Origin of the sequence: Streptomyces sp. HSW2009 (assembly GCF_040240285.1) — a bacterium.
Lineage (GTDB): Bacteria > Actinomycetota > Actinomycetes > Streptomycetales > Streptomycetaceae > Streptomyces.
On record NZ_JBEHZD010000373.1, the window covers coordinates 1 to 8,108 of the forward strand.

The 8,108-nt window shown below is 70.0% G+C and carries 6 protein-coding genes and 2 tRNA genes; 1 reads left to right on the forward strand and 7 read right to left on the reverse strand.

Going from position 1 to position 8,108, the window contains the following annotated elements; translation table 11 throughout:
- Positions 1 to 155: 155 nt before the first annotated feature.
- From clpX to AAHZ94_RS23680, 5 genes are all read right to left on the reverse strand, one after another.
- The gene (gene clpX, locus AAHZ94_RS23660; protein ID WP_349995024.1) at positions 156 to 1,442 is read right to left on the reverse strand and encodes an ATP-dependent Clp protease ATP-binding subunit ClpX; all 1,287 of its coding nucleotides are present in this window, start codon (positions 1,440 to 1,442) and stop codon (positions 156 to 158) included.
- A gap of 163 nt (positions 1,443 to 1,605) precedes the next feature.
- A complete protein-coding gene (locus AAHZ94_RS23665; RefSeq protein WP_414726573.1) occupies positions 1,606 to 2,259 on the reverse strand; it encodes an ATP-dependent Clp protease proteolytic subunit in 654 nt (217 codons plus the stop codon).
- A gap of 62 nt (positions 2,260 to 2,321) precedes the next feature.
- Positions 2,322 to 2,939 (reverse strand): ATP-dependent Clp protease proteolytic subunit, encoded by a 618-nt coding sequence (locus AAHZ94_RS23670; protein WP_349995027.1) that lies wholly within the window; start codon positions 2,937 to 2,939, stop codon positions 2,322 to 2,324.
- A 488-nt stretch (positions 2,940 to 3,427) separates the two neighbouring features.
- Positions 3,428 to 4,864 carry a trigger factor gene (gene tig, locus AAHZ94_RS23675; RefSeq protein ID WP_349995029.1) on the reverse strand — a complete coding sequence of 479 codons (1,437 nt, stop codon included), beginning with the start codon at positions 4,862 to 4,864 and terminating at the stop codon, positions 3,428 to 3,430.
- A 453-nt stretch (positions 4,865 to 5,317) separates the two neighbouring features.
- A tRNA-Pro gene (locus tag AAHZ94_RS23680) sits at positions 5,318 to 5,394 on the reverse strand.
- A 221-nt stretch (positions 5,395 to 5,615) separates the two neighbouring features.
- Here AAHZ94_RS23680 and AAHZ94_RS23685 point away from each other — a divergent pair.
- Positions 5,616 to 5,689: transfer RNA gene (locus AAHZ94_RS23685), tRNA-Gly, on the forward strand.
- Positions 5,690 to 6,386: 697 nt separating this feature from the next.
- On the opposite strand, the gene AAHZ94_RS23690 is transcribed toward AAHZ94_RS23685, so the two are convergent.
- On the reverse strand, positions 6,387 to 6,581 hold the full coding sequence (locus AAHZ94_RS23690) for a hypothetical protein (protein WP_349995031.1): 195 nt from the start codon (positions 6,579 to 6,581) through the stop codon (positions 6,387 to 6,389).
- Positions 6,582 to 7,412: 831 nt separating this feature from the next.
- Positions 7,413 to 7,868, reverse strand: coding sequence for an HD domain-containing protein (locus tag AAHZ94_RS23695; RefSeq protein WP_349995032.1), 456 nt, complete (start codon positions 7,866 to 7,868; stop codon positions 7,413 to 7,415).
- Positions 7,869 to 8,108: the final 240 nt, after the last annotated feature.

Genomic DNA, 8,108 nt, shown 5'->3' on the forward strand with positions numbered 1-8,108 from the left:
CCCCCCCCCCCCCCCCCCCCCCTTTTTTTTTAAAACCCACCCCCCCCAACCCCCGATCGGCGGCGGTCTGGGGGGCGGGGTTTGGTTAATACGCCACCGGCGCCCGACCTGTTGGCCGGGCGCCCCGCGCGTTGTATGCGGTGTCCTGGGGTGCGCTACGCGCGCTTCTCGTGCCGCTCGTCCTTGCCGACGATGCGCGGCTCGCGCGGCACCAGGGTCGGGTTGACGTGCGAGTGGACGACCTCTTCGGTGATGACCACGCGGGCCACGTCCTTGCGCGAGGGCACCTCGTACATCACCGACTGGAGGACCTCCTCCATGATGGCCCGCAGACCACGGGCGCCGGTGCCGCGCAGGATGGCCTGATCGGCGATGGCCTCCAGGGCCGGACGGTCGAACTCCAGCTCCACGCCGTCGAGTTCGAACAACCGCTGGTACTGCTTGACGAGCGCGTTGCGCGGCTCGACCAGGATCTGGAGCAGCGCCTCGCGGTCCAGGTTGTGCACCGAGGTGATGACCGGGAGCCGGCCGATGAACTCGGGGATCATCCCGAACTTCACCAGGTCCTCCGGCATGACCTCCTGGAACTGGTCGCTGGCCTCGATCTCCCGCTTGGAGCGGATGGTGGCGCCGAAGCCGATGCCCTTGGCGCCCGCCCGGGACTCGATGATCTTCTCCAGGCCGGCGAACGCGCCACCCACGATGAACAGCACGTTCGTCGTGTCGATCTGGATGAACTCCTGGTGCGGGTGCTTGCGACCGCCCTGCGGCGGCACGGAGGCGGTGGTGCCCTCCAGGATCTTCAGGAGCGCCTGCTGCACGCCCTCGCCGCTGACGTCGCGGGTGATCGAGGGGTTCTCGCTCTTACGGGCCACCTTGTCGATCTCGTCGATGTAGATGATCCCGGTCTCGGCCTTCTTGACATCGTAGTCAGCGGCCTGGATGAGCTTGAGCAGGATGTTCTCGACGTCCTCGCCCACGTAACCGGCCTCGGTGAGCGCGGTGGCGTCGGCGATGGCGAAGGGCACGTTGAGCATCCGGGCCAGCGTCTGCGCGAGCAGCGTCTTGCCTGAGCCGGTCGGCCCGAGGAGCAGGATGTTGGACTTCGACAGCTCGATGCCGTCGTCCCGGCTGCTGGCGGCCTCGCCGGCCTGAACGCGCTTGTAGTGGTTGTAGACCGCCACCGAGAGCGCCTTCTTCGCGGCCTCCTGCCCGACCACGTAGCCCTCAAGGAACTCGTAGATCTCACGGGGCTTGGGAAGCTCCTCCCAACGCACCTCGGAGGTCTCCGCGAGCTCCTCCTCGATGATCTCGTTGCAGAGGTCGATGCACTCGTCGCAGATGTACACACCGGGGCCTGCGATGAGCTTCTTCACCTGCTTCTGGCTCTTCCCGCAGAACGAGCACTTGAGCAGGTCGCCGCCGTCACCGATGCGTGCCACGAGGTGCTTCCCCTTCGCCTGGGATCTGCAACGCTTGCGCAGACCCGGGTGCTTGCCTATCGACGGTACCTTGCCGGGGCCCCCGTTCGGGCCCCCCTTGGCCTGACTCGATCCACGTGGGCGTCGAGTGCCCGCCAAGGGGGGCCGATCCCGGCGCGGCGGATCAAACCGAAACGGAACTCTTGCGGGTCGACACGATCTGGTCCACCAGACCGTACGCCAGCGACTCCTCAGCGGTGAGGATCTTGTCGCGCTCGATGTCGTCGCGGATCTTCTCGATCGGCGTCGTGGAGTGCTTGGCCAGCATCTCTTCGAGCTGCGAACGCATCCGCAGGATCTCGTTGGCGGCGATCTCCAGGTCGGAGACCTGACCGCGCCCGGTCTCGCTGTACGGCTGGTGGATCAGCACCCGCGCGTTGGGCAGCGCCATCCGCTTGCCGGGCGTGCCGGCCGCGAGCAGCACGGCCGCGGCCGAGGCGGCCTGACCCATGCAGACCGTCTGGATGTCGGGCTTGACGAACTGCATCGTGTCGTAGATCGCGGTCAGCGCGGTGAACGAGCCGCCGGGCGAGTTGATGTAGATCGAGATGTCGCGGTCGGGGTCCATCGACTCCAGGCACAGGAGCTGCGCCATGACGTCGTTGGCGGAGGCGTCGTCGATCTGGACGCCGAGGAAGATCACCCGCTCCTCGAAGAGCTTGGCGTACGGGTCGTACTCGCGCACGCCCTGCGAGGTGCGCTCCACGAAGCGCGGGACCACGTACCGCGACTCGGCGGTCGGGCCCTGGTACAGACCGCTACCGGCGTTGATGTTCATCTGCGTGTTCACCATCCTGATGGCGTTCGGTGGGCTGCTGGGTGTGGAAGCTCGGGCGCCGCTCAGGCCCCGGTGCCGCCGCCGCCCGGAACGCTCGCGGCGGAGGCCATGACGTCGTCGATCAGGCCGTACTCCTTGGCCTCCTCGGCGGAGAACCAGCGGTCGCGGTCGGAGTCACGGGTGATCTGCTCGACGGTCTGGCCGGTGTGGAAGGCGGTCAGCTCCGCCATCCGCTTCTTGGTGTGCAGCAGCCGTTCGGCGTGGATCTTGATGTCCGAGGCCGAGCCCGCCAGGCCGGCGGAGGGCTGGTGGATCAGGATCTCGGCGTTCGGCAGCGCGAAACGCTTGCCCGGGGTGCCCGCGCTGAGCAGGAACTGCCCCATCGACGCGGCGAGGCCCATGGCGATGGTGACCACGTCGTTCGGGATGAACTGCATGGTGTCGTAGATCGCCATGCCGGCCGAGATGGAGCCGCCCGGGCTGTTGATGTAGAGGTTGATGTCCTTTTCGGGGTCCGCGGCGAGCAGGAGCAGCTGCGCGGTGATCTTGTTGGCGATGTCGTCGTCGACCGGCTGGCCGAGGAAGATGATCCGCTCCCCGAGCAACCGGTTGTAGACCTGGTCACCGAGGCCGCCACCGACGGTCGGCTCGCCGGCGGCGGAAGGCATCAGATTCGTCACGTATCCACCTGCTCGTTGATTCGACGGCCGCGAGCCGTCTCAGCGTCTTCGTGCGGGCGCGGGGTGCACAGCGCCGTGGAGCGCCCACCCTGCACGCTCCGGGGCTTCCCGTAGCGCCCCCCCTGCCCTCGTACTACCGGACCCTAACGCGCAGGTCGGACAACGCCATCCCGCATCAGGAACTGTTCGCTGTGAGCGCAGGCTAGGGAGCGCTGAGCGGCTCGTGGAGCGTCGATCTGCCGGCTCCGTGGCTGCGCCGTTCGCGAGGGTGCCGGCCGCCCGGCGAACGGGCGCACAGCGGCGCCCGGCGGCCAACCGCGACCCGACCGTGGCCCCACACCCCCGAGGGTCGTACGCGCGTACGCCGGGGGCGTACGGGTTCGATGCGGGCGCCTGGCGCCGCGCACCGGGCCGGGACGGGCACGGGTCCGGACGCTGGTGCGTCCGGACCCGTGCCATGCCGTCCCGTGCCGGGATCAGGCCGGGGCTCAGCCCTCGGACTTCTCCTCGGCCTTGGCGTCGGCCTTCGCCTCGGCGGCGTCGGCGGACTCAGCAGCCTCGGTCGACTCAGCGGACTCGGCGGCCTCGACCGTCTCGCCGGCCTCGTCCTCCTCCTCGTCCTCCAGGTCCACGACCTCGCCGTTGCTGTCGGTGACCTTGGCGGCCTCGACGACGACCGCGAGCGCCTTGCCGCGGGCGACCTCACCGACGAGCATCGGCACCTGGCCACCCTCGACGACGGCCTGCGCGAACTGGTCCGGGCTCATGCCGGAGGACTGGGCGCGGCGCATCAGGTGCTCGGTCAGCTCTTCCTGGCCGACCTGGAGCTTCTCCTTGTTGACCAGCTCATCGAGGATGAACTGGGTCTTGATGCCCTTCTCCGCCTGCTCCTTGGTCTCGGCGTCGAACTCTTCCTCGGTCTTGCCCTGGATCTCCAGGTACTTCTTGAGGTCGAGGCCCATCTGGCCGAGCTGGTGGCTGACCAGGTTGTGCTTGCGGGTCTCGATCTCGTCCTGGAGGAGCTTCTCCGGGATCGGGATCTCGGCCAGCTCCAGGAGGGCGTCGAGCACCTTCTCCTGGGCCTGGGTGGCCTGGTCGTACTTCTTCATCTGCTCAAGCCGCTTGCGGCTGTCGGCGCGCAGCTCGTCCAGGGTGTCGAACTCGCTCGCGAGCTGGGCGAACTCGTCGTCCAGGGCGGGCAGTTCACGCGACTTGACCTCGCTGACGTCAACCTTGACCTCGGCCTCCTTGCCCTCGGCGGAGCCGCCCTTGAGCTCGGAGGTGAAGGTGGCGGTCTCACCGGCGCTCAGGCCGGTCACGGCCGCGTCGATGCCGTCGAGGAGCTGACCGGAGCCGATGGTGTACGCGACGCCCTGCGCGACGCCGTCCTCCAGCACCTCGCCGTCGACCTTGGCCTCCAGGTCGACGGTGACCGTGTCGCCGTCGGCGGCGGCGCGCTCGACCACGGAGGTGGTGGCGAAGCGGTCGCGGAGCTGCTCGACCGACTTGTCGATGTCCTCTTCGGAGACCTCGACCGCGTCGACGGTGACCTCGATGCCGGAGTAGTCCGGGATCTCGATCTCGGGGCGGACGTCCACCTCGGCGGTGAAGGCCAGCAGCTCGCCGTCCTTCAGCTCGGTGATGTCCACCTCGGGCTGGCCGAGGACGTTGAGCTCACCCTCGTTGACCGCGTCGGTGTAGAACTTCGGGAGCGCGTCGTTGACGGCCTCCTCCAGCACCGCACCGCGGCCGAAGCGCTGGTCGATGACCCGGGCCGGGATCTTGCCCTTGCGGAAGCCCGCCACCGTGACCTGCTGGTTGATCTTCTTGTACGCCGCGTCGAGGCTGGGCTTGAGCTCCTCGAAGGGCACCTCGACAGTGAGCCGAACCCGGGTCGGGTTCAGGGTCTCCACGGCGCTCTTCACGGTTCGGTCTCCTTGGGGGCTGACTTCTGGGGGTTTCTGCATCGGGTGCCGCAACTGTTGCTGCACCTGGTGTGCGTACCTGCGCGCGACCACAGCTTGTGGGGACTGCGGCGACGCTGCGGATCACGCCCCTTGGCGAAGCGGCCCGCCGGGTGACCGGGGGAGCCGTCCTACCAGGGGATACCAGGGGCGGGCCCATTCCCGTCATCACAGACACAGGCGCGCAGCTTGCATAGTAACCGCAAGCGCGAGCATCCCCCCAACGGGATCATGCCCGTTCACGGCCGCCCCGTCGGCGCGGGTCGGGCCGCTGGCGGAAGGCGCCCGGTGGGCGGGCCGGCCGCGCGGGCCGCCCGCAGGGGCCGGGCGCCGCTGGGCGCCGGGCCGTGGGCCACGGCGACACCTGGGCGGTGCCGGTGGATGACGCTGGTGGATGGTGTTGCTGGATGCTGCTGGTCGGGGTGGCCGGATTCGAACCGACGACCTTCCGCTCCCAAAGCGGACGCGCTACCAAGCTGCGCCACACCCCGTCGGTGCGACACGTAGGGTACATGCCGATCGGACTCCTGGCTGCCACTTATTCGCGGACCCGAGAAGAGTGTGCGAAAGCCGGGGCTGACCCGCTACGATGCACCTCGTGCCACGGCCGGACCCGCCGAGGCCCACACGGAGCAGCCCTTACGGCGGCTGGTGTGGGACGGAGGGGGACACGGCCACCCGGCACGGAACGCTCACCTCTCGCAGGTGGCGCGCGGGCGTAGCTCAATGGTAGAGCCCCAGTCTTCCAAACTGGCTACGCGGGTTCGATTCCCGTCGCCCGCTCCACTTCTCCACCCGACGGCCCGGCACGCGGAACCTTCCGCCGCCGGGCCGTCGGCGTTCCTGTCGGCGTTCGCGGGGGTCGGTCTTCGGCGTTCGTACGGGCGCCGGGCCCGGAGTCTGGTGGGTCCATCGGGGCTGCGGGGCTGCGAGGCCACGAATCCGCGGTGACGCCGACGCCGCGGCGGCGCTGCCCGTACGCCTCGGTACGTGGCCGGGCCGCGACCGGACACAGGCGTAGCGCAGACTCGGACGCAGGTGCGCACAGACTCAGACGCGGACACGGGTGCGGGCACAGGCTGGCTCGGACACAGGCACGGATACGGCAACGGGCAGCGGCGGGGAGCCAGTTGCCCGTGTGCTTCCTCTTGTGCGAGCGGCCCCGGGTGTGGAGACTCCAGACACCTCGCGCCGGGGCCGTGCCAGCGGCCCGGCGTCGACTCAGCGGCGGACGCCGTTCAGCGCTGTCGAGTGCTGCCAGCCGCCGCCCCGTACGCCATCGGCGCGCATCGGCACCGAGCAGGAAGCGCTGCGAGCCTGCCCATGCACTGCTCGGCGTCGGGCAGGCCCAAGCGGAGGAGGCGTCAGCGCATGCACCAGCGCACGGCGACGCCGTCCAGCGCCGTCACCGCCCGCCCCGACCGTCCGCGCTGCCCCACGGTGCGCCCTGTTGGGCGCGCGGCGGGGCACGGGCGTGCGCCGGTTAGAACTCGATGTCGCTGATGCTGTCGGCGACGTTGTCCAGGAACTCTTGGATGTCCGGGGAGGCATCGGTGGATGCCAACAGGAATCCGAAGAGGATGGCGACGAGCATGGGGACCGCCTTGATCTTTCCTGCCCTGTAGACAAACACCAAAATTATGCCAACTAGCAGCACAACAGACAGGGAAATAACCACGACTGATCCCTCGCCCTCGGTCGCAACACGTCTCCGGCCCGGGGAGGAGCGCGGCCCCGCACACCCCCACCTGAACCATCGTGCCACCAAGTGAGTGATGGTTGGGGCCAGGTGACGAATCATTGGCCAACCGCGTATGCCCCGCGGAGGGCCCGTCCGGGCGTCGCCGTGGTGGCGTGAATCGCTTCCCGGAGTGACGCCAGGCCCAGTTTCCGGGCGTACCGGGCGGTCTGACGCGTGTCGGCCGGCCGCTCAGCGCCGCATAAATTCGGCCGAATCCCCTACGTTGGTGGCCCTTACAAACACATTGCTTCCGGAAACTCTACATATTTTCGACAGCAGAGGAGCCGCCCTCCATACGGAATATCCGCCACGAAATGCCGCAACAAGCAGCACAGCTCTAGATATCCCAGCAAGAGCGGCAAAATGCCGCGAAAGCCCCTGGGTTGAGGCCGTGCAGAGTGCCGCCCGAGGAGTCTCGGCGGCGTCGGCGGCCACCGGCGGTGCGCTGTTGAACCATGCGCAGCGGAAACGAATAGCAAAGTTTCGTGCCGCGGGCCGTGGCCACTATGGCGCCTCATCGATCTCGGACGCCCCGCTGAGCGGCGCGCGGCCTGGGCGAAGGGCGGGCCGCAGGCCGTCGGGCGTGCGGCCGGCCGTGCGGTGGCCGCTCCCCCGGTGCGCGGTGCCACCGCCGCTGTCCAACCACCGGACGCCCACGGGCGCGACGGCTGACCGACGGCAGCCCGAGGGGGCCGGAGGCTGGGGGCTGGGACACGGGTGCGGGTGCGGGTGCGGAGTCCGTCGCAGGTGCGGCGTCCACGCGGGTCGTCAGGCGGTCGGGGCGGGGAAGCCCAGGAGTTCGCGGGTGCGGGCGTACTTCGCGGCCAGCCGCTCGCGGGTGGCGGGGTCGAGCCTGGCCAGCCGCGCCGGGTCCGCGTTGTGGGCCACGTCGGCCTCCTTGATGAGCAGGGCGCCCGGGGTGGCGCGCAGCCTGGTCGCGTACGCCTCAAGGGCCTCCCCCGGGCGCCGGGTCATCGCGTCGATCAGTTCCTTGGTGTGCGGCGTCAGCGGCGCCGTGGCCAGCCAACCGTCCGGTACGGCGCCGTCTTCGACCGCGTCGTGCAGCCAGGCCGCCGCGATCTGTTCGGCGCTGCCGCCGCGGCTGCGCACCCCGTCCGCGACGGCCGCCAGGTGCTCCGCGTACGGGCGGCCCGCCTTGTCGCACTGCCCGGCGTGCGCCCCGCGGGCCAGCGCCTCTACCTCTGCCAGCGTCAACACCGACATCGTCAGCTCCTCGTTCCTCCGCCTGCTGGGGCCCGTACCCCGTTCGCCGCGCCGCGGGCCGCGGACGGCGCGTGCCCCGGGGGGGGCCCCGGGGGGGGCCCCCCCCGGGGCCCGGGGGGGGGGGCCCGCCGCGCGCAGCTACCGGGACGCGATCCGCGCGGCCGAACCGACCGCGGCGGGCCGGCCCGACTAGCGCGCCGGGCCGGCTCGACCGGGCCCGCGCCGGGCGGGGGCTGCCGG

Excerpts from the sequence above, each read along its gene's own strand:
- AAHZ94_RS23665 (WP_414726573.1), bottom strand. The coding sequence starts at position 2,259 with ATGAACATCAACGCCGGTAGCGGTCTGTACCAGGGCCCGACCGCCGAG.
- AAHZ94_RS23695 (WP_349995032.1), bottom strand. The coding sequence starts at position 7,868 with ATGTCGGTGTTGACGCTGGCAGAGGTAGAGGCGCTGGCCCGCGGGGCG.